The sequence below is a fragment of the Castellaniella sp. FW104-7C03 genome (assembly GCF_040276085.1).
In the GTDB taxonomy this organism is placed as follows: domain Bacteria; phylum Pseudomonadota; class Gammaproteobacteria; order Burkholderiales; family Burkholderiaceae_B; genus Castellaniella.
Window position 1 is genome coordinate 1 of the sequence record NZ_JBELOK010000004.1, and the last position, 24122, is coordinate 24122.

Here is a 24122-nt window from a genome sequence, read left to right on the forward strand (position 1 = left end):
GCCCAGTGCAATACCGAACTCAGGCCTTCTCAACTTAGCCCAGCCTTTTAACTGTCCAACTTCTGGGGGTCAGTTCATCGAGTGCGGGGCTGTCAGGAGGGTGCATCGGTGCCGGGTCAGTCAGGGTTTTCGCCCAGGACATGCCGCTTCCATAAGGCGAACGCCTCGTCCGACGCCAACTCGGCGAGGATGACAATGGGCTGGGCCTGACGGGCGCGCAGCGAAGCGAAGTACGCTTTACGATCGGCGATGGCCTTGAGCTTGATGCCCTTGATGAACAGCAGTTTGCCGCCCTTGACGAACAACACCTTGTTGCCGATATCGCGGCTGAACGCAGCTCGCAGCTTACGCTGCGCGTGCAGGGCGTCGGCCAACTCATCGACCAGGAAATCGAGCGTTATATTGATGTAATGAGGGTCTTCATCCTCCTGGTCGAGGTCGAGCAGCGCAGGCGGCAGGCCCTTGGCGAAGGCCTCAGCCTTCGCCAGCAGCGCCTGCTTACCACTGAGCGCATAGAGGAACGTCGAGCCACCGCGCCCATCATTGTGGGCCTCGGCGATGGAGGCGCCGTCGAACAGGACGGTGGCGGTGAAGCACAGCGTTTCCTCGCTGGCGAAGTCGGCCACCTTGAGGTTTTTCAGCGTGATGCGGTCTTGCTTGGTGATGTTTTCCATGGAAAGTCCTGAGATCGACCGGGTGATGACGCGCCCCTGACGGGACGAGGCTTCATCCCGTAGGTTGGAGAAGGGAGGCATCAATGCCCTGGTGGGCAGCGTTCGCCGTAAGATGCCGAGACGAACTGGCGGGTGGCGCAGGCAAAGCCCACGGCAGCCTCTACACCCTGGCTGCGGGCTACTGCCGAACTATCGGCAATGCAGAGAGGAGAATGGCGCGGTCCACGGGCTGCGTCGTCGATCAATCCGAAGCGCTCAAGCCCGTTTTTTGCAGGCACCGAACCAGTCGCTGACCTAGCCATGCCACGCATGGGACGGCCATGGAGTTGCCGATCGCCTTGTAGCGTGGAGCGTCTGCGGCGGGTTTGCCGCGGTACGGGATCAGCGTGTAGTTGTCGGGCATGCCTTGCAGCCGCTCACACTCAACAGGCATCAGACGGCGCACCCGCCACTGCCGCCACAGCCAGTCCGCCGCGGCGAGTGCATCCCAGTCATAGCGGAAATGCGCCTCGGGGTCTGGGGCCAATACATGTGGCTTATCCGCGCCACCGCTGCTGGCGCGCAGCGCAGCCGCGACACCGCCGCCCAGTTCAGCGGCAAGACCATGCTGCCGTCCCCGCAAGGCTACACAGGCCACCATCGGCACCCCATAGCCCGGCTTGCCGCTGGACAGGACGGTACAAGCTACCTGACCGTGGCCCGACTCGAAACGCACTTCACCACGGTTGTTCTGCGCGAAGGCAATGGCGGGAACCACGCCGACACGCTGACGCGGCGCTTGGCTCAGCACCATAGGCTGGCCTTGACCCGGCTTGCCTCCCCCCGTGGAAAGTGCTCCCACAAGCTGACCGTGGCCCGACTCAAAGCGCAACTCGCCATGGGAATTCTCCGCAAAAGCGATGGCGGGCATCCCACACGCGCGCGGGGTCGGCGCCCGGGCCATCGTTGCATCCGAGCCGCACCCCTGGGCGGCAAAGGCGATGGTCGGCACCCCCTTGCCCGTACCATTCTCGCTGCTGCCCTTGTCGCCGTTCGCGGTGCTGAACATATGGGTGATGGCGCCAGCGATCGACTGCACGAGGAACGTCTCGACCCCGAAGTCACTTTTAGGGCCGGGTGCTGCAGTCAGGCAGGCGGCCACATCGATCGGCCCAGCTGTGTTGCCACCACCGAACCCGGCCGTGGTGGTGATGCTGCTGTAGTGGGGGTTCAGTCCGGCATATTCGCCTGCTGGCACAAGACCACGCCCAGCAGCAAGGGGAGTTTCTTGCCACGGCGAGCAGCCCGCACGAGAATCCCCGAGCAGGCCCGCGCGCTCAAAAAGTACTTCTGCGGGATCGAGGTCATCTCCACCACTTGCCACAAGAAACACGCGTTTACGGCGTTGGGCGACGCCGAAATATTGAGCGTCGAGCACGCGCCAGGCGATGCGGCGGCGGGGTCCAGACACACAACCAGCGTGCGCCCATTTTTCCCCTGGCGGCTGGAGCGCACGGCTTTCTCCGGCCAGCGCCCCCAGGAAATACCCGAAGGCATTGCTGCGGTCGTTGAGGACGCCGGGAACGTTTTCCCAGACGAGTGTGGCCGACGGGAGGCAGCCTTGGCGGCGTGTTTGATCGATGGCATTGGCAAGCTCCACATAGGCAAGGGTCAAGGCACCGCGCGGATCATTCAGCCCGCGCCGCGCACCAGCAACACTGAACGACTGACAAGGCGTGCCACCAACCAAAATATCGGGGGCCGGCACGGTGCCAGCGCGCACCAGCTGCACAATCTCGGTCATGTTGCCCAAGTTGGGCACATGAGGGTAATGGTGGGCAAGCACGGCGCTCGGGAACGGCTCGATCTCGGCGAACCAGGCGGCTTCAAGGCCGAAGGGTTGCCAGGCGAGGCTCACGGCCTCAATGCCGCTGCACACGCTACCGTACAGCAACGGCTTGACCTGGGATACAGCACGAAGGGTGCAAGGTTGCGGATTCATATTGGGTCTCCTGTTTGTGTGGCCCTGGATTCTTGGTCGAATCAGGACGTTGATGGGCAGGAGAAAGGCGCCGAAGGCCAGGTGGCCATCGGCTCGGGAGGAAAGAGAGACCACCCGTGGGCTGACTGGCAGGCCCGGTTGTCGCTAGACCCGTCTGCTTATCAGCAATCACACCCGGCCCGTATCGTGGCTGAGGCCGGAATCGTCTGGCACAAATCCTTGCACAAACGGAGCCCGTTTTTACGCCGGCGGGCACCGGCATCGAATACCGCTGACCGCGAAGGGTCTCCCGATGGCTCGCCTGTGAGCGCCAGCCATCGGGAGACCCTTCGCACAAGCGGAAGAAACGCAGATCAGCAGAATACAGTTCTCGGAATAACGACCTTCATGTCCCTCCGTCGCAAGACGATCGGGTAGGACACGCGCACGATAGAGAAGGTGTCATACGCTGGGCATCCCGCAGGGTGTGCGGGATACAGGCCACGCCGCCAGTAGACGGCTGCGGCCACGGGGGATGGGGGGATCAGGAGCCCTTTCGGTTAATGCGGCGCGCACGCGTGACACGCTGCTTGGACGCGCCGGATTCGACCGGCAGCGTGCCTTTGCAGTCGGGGTAGCGACTGCACGACCAGAACGGGCCGCTCTTGCCAGTGCGCTGGCGAGTGGCCGCCCCGCAATACGGACACGCCGGGCCTTGGGTAGCCTTGATGGACAGGGACGCGTTGCCGTATTGCTCAATCAACTGCGAAATCCACGCTGCCTGTTTTGCGATGAATACGTCCAGCGTGAGCTGACCGGATTCAATCATGTCGAGCGCCTGTTCCCAGATGGCGGTCATGCCCGGGTCAGCGATCGCAGCGGGCACGGCGTCGATCAGAGTGAAGGCCGCATCCGATGCTCGGATGGCGCGCCCCTTCTTCACGATATAACCGCGTGCGATCAGGCCGCTAATAATGTTGGCTCGCGTCGCCTCGGTGCCGATGCCGACCGTATCCTTGAGCTTCTGCTTCAGGCGCGGGTCTGTCACGAGCTTGGCGACCCCCTTCATGGATTTGACCAGTTCGCCCTGCGTGTACGGTCTTGGCGGCAACGTCTTGAGCGCCTTCAGATCGACTGCAGCCACTTGGCACGCCAAGCCCTCGCGCAACGCGGGAAGCACTTGACTGCGCATCGCGGCATCGCCGTCCTCGTCAGGCTGAGGTTCCTCGAGCACCAGGCGCCAACCCTTGGCGACAACCTGCTTGCCCGTCGCCGCCAGCATCTGCTGGCCACAAGCGAACTGTGCTATGGTGCGATCGAACTCGTGATGAGGGAGGAACTGAGCCAAGTAGTGCGCCCGGACCAGCCTGTACACCGCAAGTTCCTTCTCGCTCATGGCCGAGAGGTTCACCGGTTCGAGCGTCGGAATAATGCCGTGGTGCGCCGTGACCTTACTGTCATTCCAGGCACGCGAGTGCTGGGAGCGGTCGAGCTGGTCCATGATCGGGCGCAGCGAGGGATCGGTCTTCATCAGGCTGTCGAGAACCGTGGGTGCCTCGACGAACATGCTTTCGGGCAAATAGCCGGAATCCGAACGCGGGTACGTCGTAGCCTTGTGTGCTTCGTACAGGGCCTGGGCGACCTCCAGGGTTTCCTGAACGTCCAGTCCAAGCTGTTTGGAACAAATTTCCTGCAAGGTACCCAGGTCGAACGGCAGCGGCGGACCTTCGCGCACGCGCTCAGTCTCCACCGACTCCACCTGAGCATTGCCCGCAGTTCGAATCTGCTGTGCGGCTTGCCACGCAGTAGGTTGCTGCAGGCAACGTCCGACGCCATCGGTGCAGCCATCGGGGGCAACCCACTGCGCGATGAACGCCTGACTGCCTGCGGACAAGGATATGTCGATGGCCCAGTAGGGCACCGATTTGAAAGCTTCAATCTCGCGGTCGCGATCCACGACAAGCCTAAGTGTCGGCGTCTGGACGCGCCCGACGGACAGCACGCCGTTATAACCCACCCGTCTTCCGAGTACGGTAAATAGGCGGCTGAGGTTCATACCGACGAGCCAGTCGGCTCGCGAGCGCGCCAGAGCCGAGTAGTACATCGGCAGCGTCTCGGCCGAGGGCCGCAGTTTTCCGAGCGCCGTGCGGATCGACGCATCATTGAGCGCCGACAGCCAGAGCCGCTCTATGGGGCCGCGGTAGCCGCACAGGTCGATGATCTCGCGGGCGATCAGCTCACCTTCGCGATCCGCATCGGTGGCGATGACGAGATGGGTCGCTTTCGCCAAAAGCCCTTTGACGACCTTGAACTGCGTGGCGGTCTTCGGTTTGACCTCGACCCGCCATTGCTGGGGAATGATGGGCAACTGCTCCAGCGACCAGCGCTTGAGCGCCGCGTCATAGACCTCTGGGGCTGCCACTTCTACGAGATGGCCGATGCACCAGGTGACGGTGACACCGGAGCCGCTGAGATAGCCTTCACCGCGCTGGGTCGCGCCGAGAATCCGGCCAATGTCCTTGCCCTGGGAGGGCTTCTCGCACAAGAACAGCCGCATGTCCGTCCATCCGATTTCCGTGGGTCATTGGGTTGCTGGCATTGAGGATGACAAACACCACCAGAGGCAGCAGCAAACAAGTCGCATGAGATGGCGACCACTTTCACGGGATGGCACAGCTGAAGCAGGAATGGCGTACGGCCAGGGACGTGTGGGCCAGGAGCCGCGATTTTCGGGAGCGGTTGGAGGCTGGTGGATGTTGATGGAGCTATCCCCAGGGGATAGCCCCCGGCACACATAGGGCGGTGATGAACCGCAGCCATCCCCCTGCCAGTTCACTTCTTGCGCGCTGGCTCCTTCGGTGCGGTCGGTTCCTGGGCGGCCTGGGACTTTGGTTGCGCTTCCTGCACGGTCTCCTGCTGCCTGGGGCCGAGGGCCACGGACTCAATGCGAAACGGCAAGATCCCGGCACTATGCGCATTGACCTTCCAGGTCTCGCGCGGCCGATCTTCATTGTCCGTCCAGGGTTCGCGCTCCATGCGGCCGACGACCAGCACGCGCATGCCTTTCTGGTACAAGTCCTTCCAGTGCGCGGCATCGCGGTGCCAGATTTCAACCGGCGCCCAGAAGCCACCGCGGTCCTCAAAGCCGCCATCCTTCTTGGGGATGGGGTTATCGAAGTAGACGTTCAGGCGCAGAAGACGGCTGGGTTCGTCGTTGTCGTTGGGAAACTCCCGGTACTCGGGGGGCGAGCCGATGTTGCCCTCGCCAGAAAAATGCGTGCTCATATTGCAGTCTCCGTGTGGTTGAAATACCCGTGCCTGGCTAGCGGCGGGTGTCAAGGTGCCCGACGCGATCACCGATCGCGCACTGCAGGCGGGATGAACTTGAGCCGGCGCAGGTAGGCGTCTTCCGCTGCGGCGGCCTTGCTGGCGCACCCCCTGGCCTGCCTGCCCAAGGTGTGCAACAAGCTGATCTGCATGTTCAGCGTGATGCGCTGAAGCTCGATGGCGTGTAGATCGGCCAGCAGGTTGACCGGTGTGCCGGTGTTCGCGATCAGCTCCTGCCACAGAGCCACACCCATGGCTGACCTGTCGTGCTTGCGCCAGCGCAAAAACGCCGTGCCTGCGCCAGTGGTCTGCTGGGCCAGCTCGATGGGCAGCAGGTGGAAGGGATACCCGACCGCCTGTTGCAGCACCTGTCGCTGCGCCACGTCAATCAACTCGTCACGCAGGGCGAAGCACTGGCTGGCCCAATCCTCCAGATCCCCCTTACCTTTAAAAGGTTTCAAAAGGCCCTTTTGAGAGCCTGCGTGTTCCAGCTTCATGAAGGCTGTCTGTTGCAGCGGGCGGAAGTAGCGTGTGTCACGATTCGGGTCACTCATGCCTGCTCACCCTCGCTGGAAGTTGCTTCAGGGGCCTCAATGGTGGCGGCCTCGTCGCTGGGGTCGGCTGCGGCAGAACCGTCACTGCGCGGCTGCAGGCCACGACGCACGATGGGCGGCGCAAACTTCGAGCGGCGTGTACCTTCCAGCACGTCCTGCGGCAACTCACCAAACTTCTCCAGCGCCGCGCGTGATACAGCATTCTTCGCAGCAAAGTCGTCGCGGGTGCAGCCCGAGTAGCGATACTGCTGGGCCAGGCTGAAAAGACTGCGCAACGCATGGGCACCTTCATTGAGCCAGCGCTCCAGCGTGCTGCGATCGATGAGCGCGGTGTGGTGGGCGAGGATCAGCTTGCGGGCGATGTCGTCGTAGTCTGCCAGCAGATATACAGCGGCAAAACCAAGCTGGGCATTGACGAACAGCGGCAGCTTGACGGGTTGCACGTTCAGGTTTTCGCCCAGACTGAGTGCGGCGGGCACACCAGACAGTGCCTGATCCACCTGTTCGCGCAGCGATTGCAGCGTGGCCTTGGTTTGATCGAGCTTCTCCTCAATGCGCAGCATCCACCAGTCCGAGTACGGATCGTCTTGCTCCGAGCCGCGCTTCATTTTGTTCATCACTGCGATGTAGCCATTCAGGCCGACGATGCCTGGCCGCCCCTCGGCAGCAGCGCGGCCATGCCAGATACGGGAAGCATGGTGCGTGTGAAGTGTCAGTGATATTGAGCTGCGCAAGGAGCCGAGATTCAGTTGCAGCGGTTCGTTGGTTGCCATGACGGTCGCCCTTTGTTGGAAGATGAGCAGCCAGCTTCCGCAGGAAGCGGAAGGCAGTCAGTCAACAAACCGAATCTGCTAAAGCCCAGGTTCAATGCCCCTTGCGCTCACTATCCCCAGGGGATAGCTCCGCTGAAGGCCAGAGATGTCTGCTCCATGGCCTCGCGCTCCAACGTGGTCAGGCCTTTCGTAACAGATCGCGCAAGCGCTCAATGTGCTGCCTGGCAATTTCGGATGTCACAGGCCTGCCTCGTGGCCGAGCCGATGGTGCTGGAGGTTTCTGATCGGTGAACGCTACCGACGCGGGTGTGTCTGCTTGCCGAGCCCATGCATTGAACTCTCCGCGAATGGCGCGCTGAATGATTCCGAATAGGTAGGCCGCCGGATTACGGATGCCGCGCTTGCCGCAACGTGCTGCCCACTCATCCAGCACGGCTTGACGCAGAGCGCCATCCACTTGCTGCAACGCCATCCTGACGCCTGCCTGTTGTTCCGCCTTCAGTTCGGCAAAGCGATCAGGCCAATGCAATTCGCTCAACCTGCACGCTTGCACGGTAGTATGTACTTCATTAATACGGCTACTATGTACAGTACTGTCGTTCTTCGGATTCCGAAGAGCGGCGTCCGGCGCGGGTTTCGGCCCTGCTTCGGATTCCGAAGAGAGGTGTCCGCAATTCCGAAGAAGGCCCCTCGCGCCTTCTTCAGAATTGCGGTTGGTGTTCTCCTGTGGATAACTATCAGTAGCCGCAACGCCTTGGCTGGCGAGGCGCTCAGCCAGAACCTGCAATCGTGACGGCAGTGTGCGGCCAGACAGCAACGGGTCTTCCACGATCTCCTTGAGCGTGTTCAAGCCGACCACCTGAACCGCTTTGGCCGAATGACCGAGAGACTGGCTGACTAGCGCCAGGTAGTCGGCATCAAGCTGCATGGCCTCGAACGGCGTCAGAGGTTCATCGTGCAGGACGTACAGGTTGCCAAGGATACGGCCAGTATCGAGGTCACGCCGCCGTCGTACCAAGCTCAACCATCGGGTGAGCCGCAGCAATGTCAATGCCCGAGCTACGGTCTCGTGAGAGGCTTGGCCGGAGCAAGGCATTGATGCCAACCAGGGCCGCAACTGCTCATAAGTGGGGAACGCAGTCACACCATCGTCGTTGAGCATCAACCGGAACACTTGCCAGGCATTGCGCTCCAGCGGAGTCAGGCGGCGATCGAGGAACAGCCGCCGCGGCACAATGTCATGCCGGTTGCCGCTGAACAGCATGCCATCGGCAGACGTAGGGAACGCGGATGTGGGCACCGACGCACCGGTGCCGGGCTCGGGCACAAGATCCTTCACCGCAGCATTGAGCAGATCAGTGAGGGCGGCAGGGCCTCGACATTGCGGTGACGTCCTCCCCTCGACCATCGCCTATCCCAGCCCTTGATCGACCCACGCCTTGACCGCAGTCCAAACCACCGACAGCGGCAGTGACATCCCTTCGGAAAGATCCATCGTGACTTCGAGAATCGAGGCTTCGTCCCTCAGATCTACGTCCCTGCCATCGGTGAGTGCCTTCCATTGCTGCCACAGCTCCGTATCCTGCTGCTCGTCCAGCACGGGGTGACGACCTTTGCGTTTGGGCAGGCCGAGGATGTCGCGCCGCAGGGCAACTTCCTGATGTGTAAGGCCATAGAAACGACTGACCATTTCCGTACTGGCGCCCAAGCGTAGCATCCGATCGACCGTGGCGATTTCCTTCTCCACGTCCTGTGCCTGCTTGAGCAGCCGCCGAAGCACCTCACGGTTGACCGTCACCGAGCACCATGAGACGTTGGCGTTGGCCAGGACACTGATGAGCGCGGGATGCTTGAGAGCGTCTAGCTCTTCCTCGCCAAACCCCATCAATTTGCAACGGCGCAATTGTCCGTTTCGCAGGTCATAGAGAGCCTGAGCGATGACGGCCTGGTTGAGAGGATGCGGTGTGGACATGCCAGTCTTCTCCGCTCACGTTCCAGAGCCCGCAGGCCCAGCTTCCAAGTCTAGCAAACGCCGGGCCAATCGCAGCAATCGGAACAGCTTGACCAGCGCAGCATCGCTCAGTCGCAGGGTTGCGTCGCCCTGACCGTGCAACAGCACCGGCAGGTCGTTGACGACTTGTCCGTTGTCCAGGCTGATGTCTGCAAGTTGCTGGCCGGCCAGGCAAGCCAGCAATGCGAGGACGGCGCGGCCCAGCGGGGCCAAGGCCTGGGTACGGGTATGGCATTCGAAACCGATGCCGTCTGGGCGGTCATTGATGCACTCACCCAGGCCCGCCTCGTTCGCGATCTCGTGGGCGAACTGCGCGATGTGAATGCGCAGGCGCTCGGGCGTATCCAGGCCAGGATCGATGTACCAGACATCGGAGATCGGATAGAGGCCGCCGGCCTGCACTGGAATGGACTGTAAGACACTCGCCGAGAAGTCAGGCGGCAAAGCATTGCCCAACTGGTCGGCAAGCATGCGTTGGATGGACTGTAGCCGCTCAGTCGTCGGTGCTGGCGAGACGATGTGCTCCTGAAGCAGGTTGTCCGCCATTACCGCAGCTTCGGCATTTTCATCGCTCTCGTGCATCGGAGGGGCGTCGGCGAACCCACCGACAGGTGGCGCCGGCGGTGCAGCCTTTGCAGCGTAGGGTACGGTTCGATCAAGTGGGCGTGGAATGTCCCCAGGTTTAGGCAATACGGGCGGTGATGATGGCGGCGTTGGGTCGCTGACCAAAGCGCGCTGGCGGCTTTCGGATTCTGTCAGGTCCAGGGCCAGCACATCGTAATCTATACCCAGCAGATCAGCCATCTGTCCGATCAGCTCATCTTGTACCCGTGGTGACGAGAACTCATCGCCCTGGGTATCGAACTGCGACAGCACTTCCTGGAAGAAGTCGTCAAAGCCCTGCACCAGAGGACGATCCTTGACATAGCGATCCCAGGTACGCTCACAGGCTTTACGCATGACCGACAGCCGCTCGACCTGGTGGCGGCCCAGCCCGGCATAAAGGACAGTCGGGATCGCAGGTAAAAGATAGCGCACCGCGTCAGCCATCCGACTGATATGCGACTGTTGCACGGGGTAGCCATCGGCAGCAAGGCGCCGGGCCAATTCGGATTGGCTCAGCTTGCAGCCGCTTTCCAGTTCGTAAAACTCACGCGCCTTCTCGACCCCCAGGGCACGCTCGATGAAGGTGAGACCTCCACGCAGTTCGTTTTCCGCGAGGTGCCCAGTCAACGCAACGATCTCGCCACGCTCAGGCCATGGACGAAACAGACATGATATGCGGAAATAGCGCTCGTCCTTAGTCGCCGACCACAGTTCGCGCAAAATCGCCAGCCGCGTATTGCCCCCGTTGCGGATGATATAGTGATCATCACCCGGGCGCCGCGTGATGGCTGGCGCCGCGTCAAGACCACGCTCACGGATTGAGGCCTTGATGTCCTCATAGGCCGGATTGCGCTTCTTCCTCGGATCGTGGTCATAGGGGCGTAATTGATCCAGGGTAACGACCATGGGCGTATCGGCAATGGGGTCACTCAAGGCCAAGGCTGGCGGGCCACCGCGCTCGAACCCTGCTGCGAGTAGCTTGCCAGCCATCTCCTGGGAGGTCATGTCAGCCATGATCGCCCCCACGATCGTTGGCGTGCGAGGAACCTGGTCCTCGCACGGCGTGGCGAATCTGTGCCTTCGCGTTGAGCGCCGCTCGGTGGTCACTTGCTGTCGAGCTGGTGTAGATTGAGGCGAAGCCGGGCCTGGTGAACTTGAGGTGTCCGCCGGGGGTACGTTTGACGTGCCAGCCCTCGCTCAAGGCGAACTCGATCAGAACTCTCAATCGCTTGTGGCCTCGGGCCAGTTCATGAACGTTCGCCATGGCGCCCCCCTGTATCAGCGGAGCGCGGCTGGCGACCGACCACCTGCGCAAATCGATCATGCCACTGTGGGAGCAATTCGGCGGCCAGCGCGCGCATGGTATCGAGCGCGGCTGGCGCAACTCTGCCCGGCGGCTGTCGGTACTCGACCCGATGCACCGGCAGGCCACGCGTTGCAGCGCGTGGGTAGGCTTCGATAGCCGGTACATCGGTGTCCAACACACGAACGCCTGTGTGATCCTGGAACAGATCACGCAGAGCCCGTTGAATCAATCGCGCATTGGCGGACACCGGGTGAACACGGTTGATGAGCAGGTGCAATGACGGAGGCTCAATCCCGAGATGACGATACGGTGCAATATCCTCCAACAACTGCATCGTGCCGCGTCGCAGTTCGCGGGCGGCAAGGATTTCGGGAGTCACAGGCGACAGCGCGAGGTTGGAGGCGAGCACCGCCATCTCCAGCAACACCGAGCGCGCGCCCTGAGTGTCGATCAGCACCAAGTCATAGAGCGGCGCCAGCACTGGCAGTAAGTGTCTTAGCCGCAGACGCCCGTCGGGTGCATGCAGCAGCAAGGTGTTCAACTCACTTCGGAGGTCATTGGACAGTACAAGATCGAGGCCTGGGATGATCGTGTGGGACACAAGCTGGCCAAGATCGTGCTCGTTGAAAGCCAGCAGTTCATAGATGCCGCCAGGAGCACGGCGGCCCAGCTCATAATAGGAGGACAAGGTAGGCTGCACATCGAGATCGAGCAGCAGTACGCGCAGACCCGCGTCCGCAGCGAGTCCGCCCAGATTGGCTGCGGTGGTAGTCTTGCCAACACCGCCTTTCGTTGAAATGATAGATACGACCTGCATGGCGTCTCCTTTCGAGGATGAAAAATCCGTAGGAGAACGGGTCAGGCCCGATTGTTGACGCGCTCAGCGATCCACTGGTCGATCTCGATGGAGTCCCAGCCGACAGCGCGCACGCCCAAGCGCAGTGCCTGTGGAAATTGGCGCTTCTTCATCAGGTTGTAGATGTGGGCGCGCTTGAAGCCGGACTTTGCCTCAACTTCTTCGAGGCGAAGGATACGACGCTCATTCGCTGGCAGTATCGGGGTTTGCGACATGACAGTCACTCCTGAACGCTCAGTGGCGTTTGTTGGCGTGACCTCTATTCAATAGACACTGCCGCAGAAAATCATTGCAAATGCAATATCCGCGACTGCACATACAAGCTGGCCGACTTCAAAGGGAGACGTTATGCAGTCGGCGCCTTGCCGTTGCGAATTTGCCGTTCAACGTCCTTTCCGTGATGCCCATGACGCCATCGTGATGTGCCACCAATGCACTTACGATAGCTTCTTGGGTCTTGAAGTTTGAGTACGGCATGCCAGACGGTGATTGTCCTAGCATCAATGCCAACATGCTGCCAATGATGTGCAAATAGGTAGCTTCAGCTCGATCACTAATGGCACCCTGCTCGGACGATAGCAATGCCGCGGACTTCTCAAGCAAGGATTTATATTTTTCCTGCAATTCGAGAAAATCACGTTGATTCTGCCCCAACGCGGCCCTCAAAGCCAAGCGCTCGGTCAATATCGCTTGAACCGTATCTACAGTGATAAAGGGATGCGTCATGCGTTCACCACGGCTAAAGAGAAAACCGGGCCGGTGCTCTGGATAGTAAGTTCGCATCCAACGTTTCAGATTAATGTGACGGATAGTCAATTCTGGAGAAGTGAGCAGAGCATCGTCGTTGAGTGTAATTCCATTCTTACCAAACGGCAGCTCACTATTGACGATGCCATCATAGATGCGTTCCGCATATAGACGACATTCACCCCAACGAGGGCAATCCATTGACCGAGGTAGACACTGAAGTGATCTGACTGATTTCATAATCAGCGATTCATACCGTAATAACCCCGCCCAGCGAACGGCTGCCTCAAGAGGATGATAAAACACCTTCGATCGCGGGGGACCCTCGTTATGCATGTCCCTTCTCCCCACGGAAGCGTCACCCCATTGACGGTTCCGTTGCCAACCAAAGGCTATTCTCTCCCCCCGACTAGAGCGACAGAGACGGGAAGAAACGGACATGCAAGATTATTAGCATCCGCAACATCTAGCCTTCGTTCGTTCAATATGCAAAAATTAACATTTGCCAGTAATCGAGCAAAGACAGAAAATTAGCTCAGCATTAGCGCTCATGCCATCAGCGTCGCAATCGGAGCCGTTCTAATCAAGACCAAACGTGTATAGTCTGATATCTGCATGGCATAACCAAGAGTCCTAAGGACTCAACTTGTGTGTGGTGAATTCGCTGCACCATAGTGGGGCATCCTACGACGGTAATACCTGATCGGTATCCTGATAGACCTAAATAGCATCTAAAAGCGTGGCGCCCAGAACCATTGAAAGAGCACGCAACCTCTGCGAACTGCAGCTGACACCCACATCACTACAACGCTAAAATGCGCCGTAACTTATTGAAACTCCCCTCGTTCGAGCATGGATGGAGACTCAGAAGATGCGCTTGGACATGCCTGGACATCGATGGAACGGCTCCATTGCCGACGTCGATAAACAAGGCTAAAATCAAGTCACCATCTGCTTATACAGATGGAAAAAGCGTTTATGAAACAGCGCCTTAGATTGCTAATGTGCGTCTCGTTTCCCGCTCCAAATTTAAAAAGGCCCAAACTTCGGTTCGGGCCTTTTTGCATTTGGGCGCGGCCAACCAAGGCGGTGGCGTTGGGCATACCGGTCATGGCCCATCTGCACCTACAGTTAATTTCGCGCCACTGCCGTCAACCCGGCCACCAGTTGATCGATAAAGAAGGTGTACAGCACCGCAACCGGGATGCTGGCGATCAGGGCGCCGGCCAGCAGCGGCCCCCAGTGATAGACGTCGCCCCGGATCAGCTCCGTTGGCACAGCGATGCTGATGGTCTTGTCGGCCGAATGTGTGACGAAGGCCAGGGCGTAGATGAATTCGCTGGTAGACAAGGTAAAGGCAAACACCACGACAGTCAGCAGGCCTGGTATGGCCAGGGGCAATACCACATGGATAAAGGCGCTGAAGCGGCCATGGCCGTCGATCATGGCCTGTTCCTCGATGTCGCGCGGGATGCCCTTGAAAAAACCCATCAACAGCCAAGTGCAAAACGGCACCGTAAAGGTTGGATAGGCCACGATCAGCGCCCACAGCGAATTCTGCAGCCCCAGAGTGGCGATGACTTTGGAAAAAGGAATGAACAACAAGGTGGGCGGCACCAGATAACTTAGAAAGATGCCGATGCCCAGGGTTTCGCCCCAGCCTCCGGCAATGCGCGCCAGGCCGTAGGCGGCGGGTACGGCCAGGGCCAGTGTGATGATCACTACGGCCACGCCCACATACAGGGTATTCAGCAGCCATTGCACAAATTGAGTTTCCTCGAACAGCAGGCGCAGGTTGTCCAGGGTTGGGAGTTCGGAAAACCAGAAAGGATTGGCGCTGGGTGTAAAAATATCAGCCTGTGTCTTGAAGGTTGTGATCAGCATCACGTAAAAAGGCAACGCAGCAAAAATCACGAACAGCAGCGTGGCCAGGTATAGCCCGCCACGCCGCGCCGTGTGGTGGCTGTGGCGCCGGCCGGATTCTGCGGATCGCATATCACTCATGGCTAGATCTCGCGTCGTCGGATGAGCGACAGGATGACGATGGACACGGCCGCCAGCACAGGCAGCAGGAACAGCGCCGTGGCGGCGCCACGCCCGAGGGATCCGCCCTGCACCCCGGTAAAGAAAGCCAAGGTGGGCAGCACCTGGGTGGCGTTGGCGGGGCCGCCGCGCGTCAGGATAAAGACCGTGATGATGTCCGTAAACACGAACACAAAGGTAAACAGAATGGTGACGCCGAACACTGGAATCAGCATGGGCAGGATAATGTGAAACAGGCGGCGAAAGTAGCCCGCACCGTCGATTTCGGACTGTTCCAGGATGTCGCGCGGCACACCGTTCAGGCCCGCCAGGATGATGACGGTACCCAGCGGCAGCAGGCGCCAGACGTTTACCAGGATGATGGAAAACAAGGCAAAACCACTGCGCCCCAGCCAGAACGTATTGTCAAAATCGCCAAACAGGGCACCCTGGTGGCCCAGCAGGCCCAGGCCGCGCAGAACCCAGTCGATGGGGCTGAAGGTTGAATCAAACATCCACAGCCAGGCAATTACCGACAGCGAGGCCGGTGCCGTCCAGGGCAGCAGGATCAGAAAACGGATCAGCCACTTGCCGCGCACGGGCCGCACCAGCAGTTCCGCCTGGACGGTGCCCAGAACCAGAACACCGATCAGGGTGCTCAGGGTGATGTTGAAGGTATTGCCGATGGCTCGCAGGAAGTCGGGCGTATCCAGCAGCGCGGTGAAGTTCTCCAGGCCCACAAAACGCATGACGGGACTGCCCGTGGTGACGTCATTGAGGCTGTAGACCACGGCCAGCACGATGGGGATACCCAGCAACAGCACGATGTACAGAATGGCGGGCAGCACCATGCCCATAGCCAACAGGGTGTCGCGCTGGGCCAGGCTCAGGGTGCGGGTGCTGGGATTGGCGGCAGCCATAACCTAGGCCCCTCCGGCAGGTTGGTCTGTGCGCAGACCGGTCTTTGGATCAAAGCGCCGCATGCGGGCCTGCAGCACGCAAAAGGTGTGTTGCTGGCCCGCAGCCAGGCCGTGAGACTTGCGTTCGGGCAGCTTCAGGATCAGGTCGGTCTCGGTGCCTTGCAGTGTGCCGTAGATCAATACATCGGCGCCCAAGGCTTCGACTTGCTGGATGGTAATGGGCAGCGGGTGTTGTTCGGCCGTGGGCTGTGTGCCCTGCGGCAGCCACGCGTCCTCGGGGTGAAATCCCCATAGGCTGTCGGCCTGGGGGATCAGGTTCATGGGGGGCGAGCCCATGAACTGCGCCACAAAGGTGTTGGCCGGCTCGTGATAGATCTCGTACGGGGTGCCGATTTGCTGGATGCAGCCATGGTTCATGACGGCGATGCGCTGCCCCAGGCCCATGGCCTCGACCTGATCATGCGTGACGTACAGGGTGGTGATGCCGGTTTGCTGGTGCAGGCGCTTGAATTCACGTCTGGCGGAATGGCGCAGCTTGGCATCCAGATTGGACAAGGGTTCATCCATCAGAAACAGGCTAGGGGTACGCACCAGGGCGCGCGCCAGGGCAACGCGCTGGCGTTCGCCGCCCGACAGTTCGCGCGGCTTGCGCGCCAGCAGTTTTTCTATCCCGAACAGTTCTGCGGCCCAGGTAACTTTTTCCTGGATCTGCGCTTTGGACAAATGGATGGCTTCCAGGGGGAAGGCAATATTGCGAGCAACGTTCTTGTGGGGATACAGGGCGTAACTCTGGAAGACCATGGCGATATTGCGCACGCGTGGTGGATCCTCATTGGATATCCGTCCGTCGATGCGTACCAGGCCGCTGCTGGGGCGTTCCAGCCCGGCGATGGTGCGCATCAGGGTAGATTTACCCGAGCCCGAGGCCCCAAGCAAGACCAGGAATTCACCGTCGGGGACGTCCAGACTGACGTCGTCGACAGCTTTGACGCGGCCATGGTCATAGGTGGTGCTGAGGTGTTCGATACTCAGGCTGGCCATGCGTGCTCCTCATCAGGCTTTTTTGCCGCCGATCAGGCCGCGGCCACGCCATTGGGCATAGATGGACTCGGTCTGCTTGGCGGCTTCGTCGACGGCTTGTTCGGGGGTCAGGTCACCGCGTGCGGCCTTGGCCATCATGTTGGGCAGGATGAAGGTGTTGAAAACTTCACCGACAGCAGGATTGGAGTAGCCAGGGTGGCCGAGGTTGGTGGTCCATTCGGTGGCGCTGGTCAGGGGCCCCAACTTGCCTTCGGCCTCGCCCTCCAGGCGGAAGGGGTCTTTGGCAAACCAGGCGTCGTTCAGGTTCTTCAGGGTTTTGGCACCCTCAACACCAGGGTAACCACGGTCGCCCGCCGGGACGGCGGTGTCAAAGTAGCTGGGGGTGTTGTAGAGCTTGCTGTGATACATGGCCTGGTCGTAGTTTTCGGTCAGGTGCAGGATGAATTGTTTGGCCAGGTCTTCGCGGGCTTTGGCGAATTTGGGAATGATGTAGTTGTACAGAACGTGGACGTTGGCCCAGCGATCGCCACGGGGCCCGGCCAGGGGGCCGGTAAAGAAGACGTCTTTGGCAATGTCAGGTTTGGTCTGTTGGGCGGATCGGTAGGCGGAAATCGAATTGACGATGTACGAGGCCTTGCCTGCGATCAGATCCTGGTTGTTGGATGCGGCATTCCAGGCGAAGACCGCCGGAGTCATGGCGCGGTGAAACAGGTCGACCATGTATTTGACGGCTTCAATGGCGCGTGTGCGGTTTTCACCCACGCCCAGAATGACGGTGTCCTGGTCGTCCTGGACGGATGCGCCCCACGACCATAAAACAGATCGGGCGACCATGTTCGAGTCCAGTTCCTGCGACATGCCGATACCAACTTGAACGCCCTGCTCTTTGCGGATTTTTTCGCCAATGTCCAATAGCTGCATCCAGGTGTCGGGGCCGTCTTTCATGCCCGCCTTTTCCCAGAGGCTGCGGCGGTAGTCACCGCAGTCGATGGTCCAGCCGTGGCAGAAGGCATACCAGGATTTGACGACGGGGTTATAGGATATTCGGGGGATGACGCCAAAGACTTTGCCGAATTGTTTGCTGGCCTGTTGGTTGATATCCGCCATATCCAGCACATTAGGGGTGAATTGGGCAGCTTCGGGGCCGAGTTCGATGATGTCGTGGCCTGAGTTGGCGGACATTTCGGATGTGGTGGCGGTGACGAGGTCGCCGATGTTGATGTGGTCGACGATGACTTGTACGCCGTGGGCATCACCCCAGGTTTTGGCAAAGGCATCGAACCAGGTGTCATAGCTGGGAACGAAGTGGCTCCATTGCAGGATCCTGAGGGTTTTTTCAGCAGCCAGGGCATTCAGTGAAAATAGAGGTGCGCCGATGGCGGCCAGGCCTGCCAGACCGCCTGCTTGCAGGAAATGGCGGCGGGCGGTGGATAGGGGGTTGCTGCGACGGGGTGTTGTGTACGACATGATCTGCCTCCGAATGGGGGGGCGGGGCAGGGTCGTCGGTGCGCTGCTCTGGCGGCACTACCCCCCTGGTGGAGTGGGGAAGGGCTGCATGGCGGTCGTATTGTTACCAGGCGCGTCAGGCAAGGGTTTAGGCTCAGTTTAGCGCTGTTTGTGCCATGGATAACTTGTATCTAAGGGTAAACGATTAGTATCCATAGCATCGGCTCGCGTCGCCTGGACACCTGCATACCTGCCCTCTTCAGGCCTTTTTTATTTTATGCTCGCAGGTAAGCTCACTGCCCCCGCCGTGCCCGATAAAGCTTCAAACCTATCGGCGCAATCGACAACACAACCACGGCAACCGTCAATAAACCAAGGTTGTCTCGCACCCATGGAACCTGCCCCAGCGCATATCCGGCGGACACCAGCAGCGTGCACCAGAGGAGTCCGCCCACGGCATTAAATAGCGTAAATCGGCTGGGAGACATCCTGGCCATGCCGGCAACAAAGGGGACTGCAGACCGGACCACCGGGATGAACCGGGCAAGCACGATCGCTGCGCCGCCAAACCGCTCGAAGAAATCGTGCGCCTGCTTCATGCGGACTGGCGACACCCAGCGGCTGTTGGCAACAGCGTTTCCAACCCGCGAACCACCGATATGAAAGTTGATCTGATCCCCCATGATTGCAGCCGCTGCAAGCAAAAGAATGGGCCCAATCGGCGAGATCGCCGAGAGCCCCAGAAATGCGCCGGTGGCAAACAACAGCGAATCTCCAGGTAAAAACGGCAGCACCACCAACCCCGTCTCTGCGGCAATCACCAGCGCAATCAGTGCAACGCCGTACAGCCAATTTTGCTGAAGCAATGCCATCAAGGCCTGATTATTGATGATCCAGTCAAAAATGCCGCTCGTAATCATTGTGTCATTGTTCCCACCAAATTTCGGTTTCACAATCAGGATGGACGCACAAAATTAGCGCCAGATTAGAGTGTCACGGAACCAGCGATGGATCGCAGAAAGCACCAAATAAATTGAATGGCGCGAACCGGTAAAATAAGACATTGCGACGCAGACACTCATCCTGATTCTAAGTGTGCACTAAATATCAGGGGGTAAAACACTGACTACCCACATCAAGTTGGTGAGTCCGGGCTCTGGTACACATCACAACCCTGCATAAATGGTTTGCTGTAGAGCACCTGCCTTGCCACAGGATTCTTATGGACGTTTTAAACAACACAGTTTTCCTTTGGCTGAATGCGTCAGCCCACCCCGCCCCCTGGATTGTCGACCTGGCAGTTGTATTGGCAGACTGGGCCATCTGGTTGATCCCACTCACCCTTTGTGCAGGTTGGCTTTATGGCAACGAGAATTCACGCCGAACAATGCTTATGGCAGCCGTCGCAGGCGGCTTAGGCCTGTTTGCCAATCAGATCATTGGCATGATGTGGATGCATCCCCGCCCCTTCATGGTGGGCTTGGGGCATACGCTGATCACCCATGCCCCGGATTCTTCCTTTCCCAGCGACCACCTGACCCTTTGGTGGGCCGTGGCCTTCAGTCTTTTGGCAAGCAGCAGGTTACGCCGGCTTGGCGGCGTACTTGCAGTTTCAGGGATCCCTGTGGCGTGGTCACGCATCTATCTGGGTGTGCATTTTCCGCTGGATATGGCCGGCGCTGCAGCGGTGGCCGCCATTTGTGCCTGGGGGGTCCGGTTTGAAGCACACTGGTACCTAATACCCCTCTACAACCTCGCACAGGCCCTTCATCAAAGGCTTTTTCGCGGTCTGATCAAAAGGGGCTGGGTGGCGCCCTGACCAACACAGGCTTATTAAAAACCATCACACGCACCGGCATGCCACGCACGGCGGCCCGGCTGCCGATGCCGCCCAATACCATTTTGCTTATAATGCATACCGTTTTACCCATGGGTTCCCTCACCCCATCCACCAAAAAGGTTCTTCATGACCCCCGCGCTCGTCCCTACCTCACGTGTATCCGGCATCCTGGTGCTGCTGGTTTTCTTTCACGTCCTGATCATTATCGCCAGCAATTATCTGGTGCAGTTGCCCATCAATCTGCTGGGCTTTCATAGCACCTGGGGCGCCTTCAGCTTTCCCTTCATTTTTCTGGCCACAGACCTCACGGTTCGCCTGATTGGCAAGCAAGCTGCGCGGCGCGTGATTTCGCGCGTGATGATCCCGGCACTTATCGCTTCCTACATTATCTCGGTGCTGTTTCACGAGGGGCACTTCAATCAGCTAAGCGTCCTGGCCAGCTTCGACACCTTTGTGTTCAGAATCGCCTTCGCCAGTTTTGCCGCCTACGTACTGGGGCAATTGATGGATATTCTGGTGTTCGACCGCATTCGTCGAGGTCCGTTTGCCTGGTGGGTAGCCCCCGCCGCATCCGCTGTGGTGGGCCAGGCACTGGACACTTTGCTCTTTTTTGGCGTCGCATTTTGGCACAGTAGTAACGCTTTTATGGCCGAACACTGGGTTGAGATCGCTTTGGTGGACTACGCGACGAAGTTAACAGTCAGTCTGTTACTGTTCGTGCCGCTGTACGGAATCTTGCTAAACGCCATCGTACGCTTCATCCGGCGGCATCAGCCTTTGCAGGTCACCACCGCCTGATCTCCAATACAAGGGGGTTTGTAGAACCCCCTTACAGCGTATCAGTCGCTGCTTTGATAAGGTATTTGGGAAGCCATTCAAAACCAGGAGATGCCTGATGTCAAAGCAACTTTCGATGATTCTTGCCATTACCACTGCCAGTTTGACACTAGCGGCTTGCTCGACCCCCACCACCGTCACCACACGTGACGGCCAAACCACCTACACCGCAGACAAGCCGGACGTCGATCAGGATAAAGATTTCATCACCTATGAAAAAGACGGCCATGAAGTTCAGGTGAATAAATCTGACGTGAAGCAGATCGAGGAAGTAGACTGATACCGCCTCAACGGCCGGCGCGCAGGGTGATTCGTGTGATTTCTGACGAACGACCCAGCCGCACCGCCAGGCCGTTCCAGAGCCCGGTGCCATTGCTGACATACAGGGCCATATTGCCTACCGCATAAAGGCCGGACACAAACCCGTTATTGACTCTCTGAGTAAGGTAGTGCAAGCCGAGAATCTGCCCGCCATGGGTATGTCCCGACAACTGCAGGGTTACCCCAGCCCGGGCATTCTCGGGCGCACTGCCAGGGCGATGTTCCAGCAACAAGACCACCGCATCGACCGGAACCCCCTGCATGGCGGCATGCAGATCCGGGCCCGGCAGGCCAAACCGCTGTGCCTGCCTGTCGGTCAGGCCCACCACCGCCAAGGTAGCGCCCCCGTGCAGGATCAGGACATGGCTGTTTTCCAGCAAGGTCAGCCCCAACGCACGGTAAGCGGGTATCCACTGCGAATAGTTGGAGTAATACTCGTGGTTACCGGGGATGGCAATCACACCATCCGGTGCGCTCAGGCGCGCCAGGGGCTGAACGTCGTCGGCCCGTGCAGCCACAGTGCCATCCGATAAATCTCCGGTGATGACGATCAGATCAGGCTTGAGCTGATTGGCGCGCGCCACCACCGAGGCCTGCCAGGATCGCGGCAGCAACTGGCTGGCGTGAAGGTCTGTCAGTTGCACAATCTCGTAGCCGTCCAGTGCGGCCGGCAAGTGGGGAATTGTGACGCTGACCTGCCGCACATCAGGCACCCGTATTGCCTGCCAGACACCCAGCGTGGCCAGGCCCAGTGCCAACACCCCCAGCCCCAGACGTACCGCAGGCGCGCCCAGCACCCAACGCCCCGACTGACGCAGCGGCAACCAGACAAGCACCCCGATGATGTCCCGCAGAAGCAGCAAGATGGACAGAAGCAACACAAAGGCAAATGCCCAGACCAGCACCACCAGCACGGCATGTGGCACTTCTGGTGAAGCCAGAGAACCAAAATACCGGCCCGTAATCTGGTGAACCTGCGAAGTCAGCAACAGCAACAGTGCCAGCCCCAAACGCACCCAAACGCGGCTGCCCATTGGCCAGACAAAGCGCCACACAATATACAGCCACATCGTCCCGGTAATTGCCGGCAGTAAAGACCCCATTAATGATTCATCCCAAAAACAGACGTAGCACATGGCGCGGGTGCGCCATGTGCTACGTAAATTTATCGTATAATGCTTGACTTGGCTGGATCTACCAGCATGTCAGCGGCGCAATGGCAGAGTGGTTATGTAGCGGACTGCAAATCCGTCAACGTCGGTTCGATTCCGGCTTGCGCCTCCAATCAAGGGCTTACTTTTCAGGTAGGCCCTTTTTTGTTGCCACTACCTGTCAATGAGCATCGGCATCAACAGGCAAGCCTGCGGGCAATGCAGATAAGGTTTGGGCCACGGCTGCCGTCAGGCGTTTGCCATACGACAGATGCAAGAACTCGTTGGGGCCATGAGCATTTGATTTTGGCCCCAAGACACCACACACCATGAATTGCGCCTGCGGAAACCCCTGGCGCAACAAATTCATCAAGGGGATCGTACCACCCTGGCCAATATAACCACACGGCGCATCAAAATACTGATTCGAGGCGTGGTCCAGCGCATCCACCAGCCACGGAGCAGACTCAGGCGCATCCCAGCCACTGGCCACGCCCGGATCGGGCTGAAACACCACCCGCGCCTGATAAGGCGCCTCTTGCTCGAGCAGTGTCTTGAGCTTCTGGGCAGCCTGCCCCGCATCCACCAGCGGGGGCAGACGCAAAGACAGCTTGAATGCGGTGTGCGGGCGCAGCACATTGCCGGCATTGTCCACAGACGGCATGCCATCCACGCCGGTAACCGATAAGGCTGGCCGCCAGGTACGGTTTAGCAAGGCCTGATCGGGCTCGCGCGTCATAGGCAGCACAAAATTGCCATCCGCCCCGCACGCCCAGGGAAAACGTCGCCAGACTTCATCACCCAAAATACGAGCCGCCTGACGGGCCTGATCCTGGCGCTGCAAAGGAATCTCGCAATGAAAGCTGCCAGGCAATACACGGCCTGTTCCACTGTCTTCAAGGCGATCAAGCAGATGACGCAATACCCGGAAACTGGAGGGCACGACGCCACTGGAGTCACCCGAATGCACACCTTCGTCCAGCACCTGAACCTCGAGGGTGCCGGTAACCAGCCCGCGCAATGAGGTGGTCATCCACAGTTGATCGTAGTTACCGGCGCCCGAATCCAGGCACACCACCAACGCAATATTGCCCAGGCGTGAGCGAAGCGTATCGATATAGGGCAAGAGATCGTAGCTGCCGGATTCTTCGCAGGTTTCGATGAGCCCCACACAACGCGGCCGGGGAATGCCCTGACGATCCAGCGCCTCGATGGCGGTGAGAGAGGCATACACGGCATAGCCGTCGTCTGCACCGCCACGGCCATAGAGCTTGCCATCCTGGATAACCGGCTGCCAGGGCCCCAGGCCCTGGCGCCAGCCGGAGAACTCGGGCTGTTTATCCAGGTGGCCATACAGCAATACGGTGTCACCATTGTCAGCCCGGGTAGCCGGGGCCTCGAAGGTGAGCACCGGTGTGCGGCCCGGCAGTTGCAGGATCTCGACCTTCAAGCCGGCCACCCGACGGGATTCCAGCCAAGTGGCGGCATCGCGCACTACCTGGCCGATAAACCCATGTGCCTGCCAGTCGGCATCAAAGGCAGGGCTTTTGGCAGGCACGGCAATATATCGCTGAAGGGCTGGCGTAATTTCGCGATCCCATTGCTCGTCGACAAAACCTTGTAGTGCAGCCGCATCAAGGTGTGTAGCTACCGGCGTATCCATGACAGATTCCCAGACACTCAGACAAACCACCATTTTACGCTGCACGCCACCGCCATACCTGCTTTTG

Annotated in this window: 23 protein-coding genes and 1 tRNA gene; 4 read left to right on the forward strand and 20 right to left on the reverse strand. The window is 59.5% G+C overall.

Translation table 11 applies throughout. From position 1 onward, the window contains the following. Nucleotides 1–116: 116 nt before the first annotated feature. From ABS758_RS05500 to ABS758_RS05585, 18 genes are all read right to left on the reverse strand, one after another. Nucleotides 117–674, reverse strand: a complete 558-nt coding sequence (locus ABS758_RS05500; RefSeq protein ID WP_298014168.1) for a hypothetical protein — start codon at nucleotides 672–674, stop codon at nucleotides 117–119. Between the two features lie 241 nt (nucleotides 675–915). Beyond that, the gene (locus tag ABS758_RS05505; protein ID WP_113934378.1) at nucleotides 916–2655 is read right to left on the reverse strand and encodes a DNA cytosine methyltransferase; all 1740 of its coding nucleotides are present in this window, start codon (nucleotides 2653–2655) and stop codon (nucleotides 916–918) included. Nucleotides 2656–3178: 523 nt separating this feature from the next. Beyond that, nucleotides 3179–5191, reverse strand: coding sequence for a DNA topoisomerase III (locus tag ABS758_RS05510; protein WP_113934379.1), 2013 nt, complete (start codon nucleotides 5189–5191; stop codon nucleotides 3179–3181). Nucleotides 5192–5466: 275 nt separating this feature from the next. Further along, a complete protein-coding gene (locus tag ABS758_RS05515) occupies nucleotides 5467–5919 on the reverse strand; it encodes a single-stranded DNA-binding protein (RefSeq protein ID WP_113934380.1) in 453 nt (150 codons plus the stop codon). 68 nt (nucleotides 5920–5987) lie between these two features. Then, complete coding sequence (locus tag ABS758_RS05520; protein WP_113934381.1) at nucleotides 5988–6515, reverse strand: DUF3158 family protein; 528 nt, start codon at nucleotides 6513–6515, stop codon at nucleotides 5988–5990. Further along, nucleotides 6512–7288 (reverse strand): PFL_4669 family integrating conjugative element protein, encoded by a 777-nt coding sequence (locus ABS758_RS05525; RefSeq protein ID WP_113934382.1) that lies wholly within the window; start codon nucleotides 7286–7288, stop codon nucleotides 6512–6514. The genes ABS758_RS05520 and ABS758_RS05525 overlap by 4 nt, the downstream gene beginning before the upstream one ends. 178 nt (nucleotides 7289–7466) lie before the next feature. Next, nucleotides 7467–8696, reverse strand: coding sequence for an STY4528 family pathogenicity island replication protein (locus ABS758_RS05530; protein WP_113934383.1), 1230 nt, complete (start codon nucleotides 8694–8696; stop codon nucleotides 7467–7469). A gap of 3 nt (nucleotides 8697–8699) precedes the next feature. Beyond that, entirely contained in the window at nucleotides 8700–9260 is a 561-nt protein-coding gene (locus tag ABS758_RS05535; RefSeq protein WP_113934384.1) for a DUF2857 domain-containing protein, read from the reverse strand. A gap of 15 nt (nucleotides 9261–9275) precedes the next feature. Next, nucleotides 9276–10919 (reverse strand): ParB family protein, encoded by a 1644-nt coding sequence (locus ABS758_RS05540; protein WP_113934385.1) that lies wholly within the window; start codon nucleotides 10917–10919, stop codon nucleotides 9276–9278. Then, nucleotides 10912–11169: a type II toxin-antitoxin system HicA family toxin gene (locus ABS758_RS05545; protein ID WP_113934386.1), complete on the reverse strand. Its 258-nt coding sequence runs from the start codon at nucleotides 11167–11169 to the stop codon at nucleotides 10912–10914. The genes ABS758_RS05540 and ABS758_RS05545 overlap by 8 nt, the downstream gene beginning before the upstream one ends. After that, on the reverse strand, nucleotides 11153–12028 hold the full coding sequence (locus ABS758_RS05550) for a ParA family protein (protein ID WP_113934387.1): 876 nt from the start codon (nucleotides 12026–12028) through the stop codon (nucleotides 11153–11155). The genes ABS758_RS05545 and ABS758_RS05550 overlap by 17 nt, the downstream gene beginning before the upstream one ends. 41 nt (nucleotides 12029–12069) lie before the next feature. Continuing rightward, nucleotides 12070–12282 carry an AlpA family transcriptional regulator gene (locus ABS758_RS05555; RefSeq protein WP_113934388.1) on the reverse strand — a complete coding sequence of 71 codons (213 nt, stop codon included), beginning with the start codon at nucleotides 12280–12282 and terminating at the stop codon, nucleotides 12070–12072. 118 nt (nucleotides 12283–12400) lie between these two features. Continuing rightward, on the reverse strand, nucleotides 12401–13015 hold the full coding sequence (locus ABS758_RS05560) for a hypothetical protein (RefSeq protein WP_492329363.1): 615 nt from the start codon (nucleotides 13013–13015) through the stop codon (nucleotides 12401–12403). 930 nt (nucleotides 13016–13945) lie between these two features. Beyond that, a complete protein-coding gene (locus tag ABS758_RS05565; protein ID WP_350383715.1) occupies nucleotides 13946–14818 on the reverse strand; it encodes a carbohydrate ABC transporter permease in 873 nt (290 codons plus the stop codon). A 2-nt stretch (nucleotides 14819–14820) separates the two neighbouring features. Then, nucleotides 14821–15756 (reverse strand): carbohydrate ABC transporter permease, encoded by a 936-nt coding sequence (locus ABS758_RS05570; RefSeq protein ID WP_350383717.1) that lies wholly within the window; start codon nucleotides 15754–15756, stop codon nucleotides 14821–14823. 3 nt (nucleotides 15757–15759) lie between these two features. Next, nucleotides 15760–16797 carry an ABC transporter ATP-binding protein gene (locus tag ABS758_RS05575; protein ID WP_350383720.1) on the reverse strand — a complete coding sequence of 346 codons (1038 nt, stop codon included), beginning with the start codon at nucleotides 16795–16797 and terminating at the stop codon, nucleotides 15760–15762. Between the two features lie 12 nt (nucleotides 16798–16809). After that, nucleotides 16810–18264 carry an ABC transporter substrate-binding protein gene (locus tag ABS758_RS05580; RefSeq protein ID WP_350383722.1) on the reverse strand — a complete coding sequence of 485 codons (1455 nt, stop codon included), beginning with the start codon at nucleotides 18262–18264 and terminating at the stop codon, nucleotides 16810–16812. Nucleotides 18265–18536: 272 nt separating this feature from the next. Continuing rightward, nucleotides 18537–19163: a VTT domain-containing protein gene (locus tag ABS758_RS05585; protein WP_350383725.1), complete on the reverse strand. Its 627-nt coding sequence runs from the start codon at nucleotides 19161–19163 to the stop codon at nucleotides 18537–18539. Between the two features lie 473 nt (nucleotides 19164–19636). Between ABS758_RS05585 and ABS758_RS05590 the strand changes: the two genes are divergently transcribed. The 3 genes from ABS758_RS05590 (at nucleotide 19637) to ABS758_RS05600 (ending at nucleotide 21200) form a co-directional block, all read left to right on the forward strand. Further along, nucleotides 19637–20062: an undecaprenyl-diphosphatase gene (locus ABS758_RS05590; RefSeq protein ID WP_417276487.1), complete on the forward strand. Its 426-nt coding sequence runs from the start codon at nucleotides 19637–19639 to the stop codon at nucleotides 20060–20062. A gap of 147 nt (nucleotides 20063–20209) precedes the next feature. Next, nucleotides 20210–20881, forward strand: a complete 672-nt coding sequence (locus ABS758_RS05595) for a 7-cyano-7-deazaguanine/7-aminomethyl-7-deazaguanine transporter (RefSeq protein ID WP_350383730.1) — start codon at nucleotides 20210–20212, stop codon at nucleotides 20879–20881. A gap of 97 nt (nucleotides 20882–20978) precedes the next feature. Continuing rightward, complete coding sequence (locus ABS758_RS05600) at nucleotides 20979–21200, forward strand: YgdI/YgdR family lipoprotein (protein ID WP_350383733.1); 222 nt, start codon at nucleotides 20979–20981, stop codon at nucleotides 21198–21200. A 7-nt stretch (nucleotides 21201–21207) separates the two neighbouring features. On the opposite strand, the gene ABS758_RS05605 is transcribed toward ABS758_RS05600, so the two are convergent. After that, nucleotides 21208–22344, reverse strand: a complete 1137-nt coding sequence (locus ABS758_RS05605; protein ID WP_350383735.1) for a metallophosphoesterase — start codon at nucleotides 22342–22344, stop codon at nucleotides 21208–21210. Between the two features lie 107 nt (nucleotides 22345–22451). Here ABS758_RS05605 and ABS758_RS05610 point away from each other — a divergent pair. Beyond that, a tRNA-Cys gene (locus ABS758_RS05610) sits at nucleotides 22452–22525 on the forward strand. Between the two features lie 48 nt (nucleotides 22526–22573). Here ABS758_RS05610 and ABS758_RS05615 read toward each other — a convergent pair. After that, the gene (locus tag ABS758_RS05615; RefSeq protein ID WP_350383737.1) at nucleotides 22574–24055 is read right to left on the reverse strand and encodes a M20 family metallopeptidase; all 1482 of its coding nucleotides are present in this window, start codon (nucleotides 24053–24055) and stop codon (nucleotides 22574–22576) included. Nucleotides 24056–24122 lie beyond the last annotated feature (67 nt).